The 1,931-nt window shown below is 41.6% G+C and carries 2 protein-coding genes; one reads left to right on the plus strand and one right to left on the minus strand.

Translation table 11 applies throughout. The features are described from left to right. Positions 1-429, minus strand: a 429-nt coding sequence (locus tag SMIDD26_RS09665) for an aminotransferase class I/II-fold pyridoxal phosphate-dependent enzyme (protein WP_134990289.1), incomplete at its 3' end; no start/stop codon positions are given. A gap of 570 nt (positions 430-999) precedes the next feature. Here SMIDD26_RS09665 and SMIDD26_RS09670 point away from each other — a divergent pair. Beyond that, positions 1,000-1,931: YeiH family protein (locus SMIDD26_RS09670; protein ID WP_061439977.1), on the plus strand; the 932-nt coding region annotated here is incomplete at its 3' end.

Here is a 1,931-nt window from a genome sequence, read left to right on the forward strand (position 1 = left end):
GTCAATCTCTACAACCTCTGCCCCAACTAGATTGACAATCGGTTCATAACCCGGATAAGCAGGAGCTGGCAAGAGTACCTTGTCTCCCTCTTCCAAAATAGCCGTCAAAGTAGCAGATAAAGCCTCTGTCGCCCCAATTGTAACCAAGATTTCATTCTCAGGAGCATAGTCCAGTTGGTACTTTTCCTTAACAAAGTCACTAGCCGCCTGACGTAGAGTCAGCAAACCACTCATCCCTGTATAGTAGGATTGGTTCTGGTCAATCGCTCGCTTGGCCGCTTCCTTGACATGATCTGGCGTTGTAAAATCAGGTTCCCCCAAAGTCAAACGCAAGACCCCAGGAATCTCCGAAATAGCCTGGTCAAACTGACGAATCAACGAAACTTGAATCTTATCTAACTGTTTATTAAAGCGCTTAGTTAAGTCCATAGATACCTCCTACTTTCAAAACGTATCTCTATTATACTACAAAAGCCCCCCGACCGCAAAAAATACATGATAGAATAACGCTAGCATGACAAATTGAAGTATGTTAATTTAAATTCATTGCAATACTATGTTTTTAGAATACTCAATGAAAATCTCATGAGACTAGGAATCGAGGTGAAAGCATAACTAAAGTTAGGTAAGCCAAAGATGACAACGTATCATGAGATTTTCGACGAGTATTGAGGTTTTGATAATCTTCGTTACAACTATTCTAGCACCATTACTGATTACTATTACCGGTAATGTCATTTCTGAGTGGATAGTCAGAAAGTGGTTAGATAAGCGCGACAAAAAATATAACCTGAGTTTAGTTTTAATATAACTGGACAAAAAGAAATACCAGAGGTGGAGCTCTGGTATTTTTGTTTTTGCCAAGATTTCGTTACAGTTCTTGTAAGATTATTATTACATAATTAGCTCCACTTGTCAAATAATTGTTAGCTCCACTTTCTATTTGACTTTTCCTGTTTTTATGCCTATAATGGTAAAAGATTTTATTTGGAGGTTTTTATGTCATTTCTATCAAAAAATGGAGCAGGTATCTTGGCCTGCCTTCTCATTTCTATCCTATCTTGGTACTTAGGAGGATTCTTCCCTGTCATTGGCGCGCCCGTTTTTGCCATTTTCATAGGAATGCTCCTACATCCCTTTCTCTCGTCTTATAAACAACTGGATGCTGGATTGACCTTTAGTTCTAAAAAATTGCTCCAGTATGCCGTTGTCTTGCTTGGTTTTGGTCTCAATATCTCGCAAGTCTTCGCAGTTGGGCAATCTTCGCTCCCTGTCATCCTATCCACCATTTCAATAGCTCTGATTATTGCCTACTTCTTCCAGCGCTTCTTTGCCCTGGATACAAAACTGGCTACCTTGGTTGGAGTAGGTTCTTCAATCTGTGGTGGTTCTGCCATTGCTGCGACAGCGCCCGTTATTGATGCTAAGGAAAAGGAAGTAGCCCAATCCATTTCCGTTATCTTTTTCTTCAATGTCTTGGCTGCGCTCATCTTTCCAACCCTCGGCACCTGGCTTCATCTATCCAATGAAGGCTTCGCCCTCTTTGCAGGGACTGCGGTCAACGACACTTCCTCTGTAACGGCTGCCGCCAGCGCTTGGGACAGTCTTTACCAAAGCAATACCCTCGAGTCTGCAACCATTGTTAAACTCACACGTACTTTGGCCATTATCCCTATCACGCTCTTTCTATCCTACTGGCAAAGTCGCCAACAAGAAAACAAGCAAAGCCTACAACTGAAAAAAGTCTTCCCACTTTTTATCCTTTACTTTATCCTTGCCTCTCTCCTCACTACACTACTCACCTCTCTAGGTGTGTCTAGTAGTTTCTTTACCCCTCTCAAACAACTCTCCAAATTTCTCATTATCATGGCCATGAGTGCTATCGGTCTCAAAACAAATCTGGTCGTTATGGTCAAATCCAGTGGAAAATC

The organism is Streptococcus mitis (assembly GCF_001579035.1).
Classification (GTDB): domain Bacteria; phylum Bacillota; class Bacilli; order Lactobacillales; family Streptococcaceae; genus Streptococcus; species Streptococcus mitis_J.